Source organism: Thalassolituus sp. UBA3500, from assembly GCF_002377545.1.
Taxonomy (GTDB): Bacteria; Pseudomonadota; Gammaproteobacteria; order Pseudomonadales; family Oceanobacteraceae; genus Thalassolituus.
Genome location: NZ_DFQB01000058.1, coordinates 27,188 through 28,068 on the forward strand (window position 1 = coordinate 27,188; position 881 = coordinate 28,068).

At 53.1% G+C, this 881-nt stretch carries 1 protein-coding gene and 1 pseudogene; both read right to left on the reverse strand.

Translation table 11 applies throughout. The features are described 5' to 3' along the window. Window positions 1-171 (reverse strand): annotated as a pseudogene (locus B2R29_RS13920) (anthranilate synthase component I); the annotation flags it as partial. 205 nt (window positions 172-376) lie between these two features. Next, window positions 377-881: HAD family hydrolase (locus B2R29_RS13925; protein ID WP_301181626.1), on the reverse strand; the 505-nt coding region annotated here is incomplete at its 5' end.

An 881-nucleotide genomic window follows, 5' to 3' on the forward strand; every position in this document is an offset into this window, starting at 1 on the left:
GCGACCCCACTTCTCGCCGCCCTGAACAGATTCGAAGAGATAAGTGTAAGGCTGATCAGCCAGTTTCAGATACGTGGAAAGAGGCGTATCCAGGTCAGCCAGAACCTGGCGTGCGACCGGAATACGGTTATAGCCCTGTTCAGCGAGGGCAGCAAAAGATTGCGGGGTCATAGTAAACCTTCAGATTGTTAAGCGCGTAAAAAATAAAGACGTAAAAAGTTCTGGCGCTTAACACCATCGACAGGCCATCAGATGACCTTGCTGAAATGGGCGGTTGTATTGAAAAAACACCGCTTGCTCCGGAGAATGATTGAGAGATATGGCTGAATATAACGGCTGGTCGCCGCAGGAGCAAGGCCTCTCCGGAATTTGCTTCCTAAGGAGCGCTTTCACGCCAGTCGAGCACGGGCCAGTTACGCTCCAGAGCCACGTCGGCAAGAATATGAGTCGGGTTCAGTACGACAGGAAATCCGACCTGCTCAAGCAGCGGCAGGTCAGCGTGACTGTCTGAGTAGAAGGCAACCTGCTCCAGGCCGTATCCCGAACCACTGAGAAACCTCCGCGCCATATCCACTTTACCGACCCCATAACAGAGGGGTTTTAACAGACCTTTTATCTGAGTCTCGGCAACATCAAGACGGTTGCTGATGACATCTTCAATACCCAGTTCACGGCCATAGGCTTCAGCCACGACCTCGTCCGCCCCAGTGATCATCACTATCCGGGTGCCCTGTCGCTGATACGCAAACAGAAGAGAGGCGGCCTGCGGATAAATGTGTAGCTGCCCACGCTCATTAAAAAAGCGCTCTACCGACGTCTGATAGTCAGCCAGCGTCATTCCTCGGGTGCGGGTGCGATAGTAATTAGACAGGCGGGTGTGA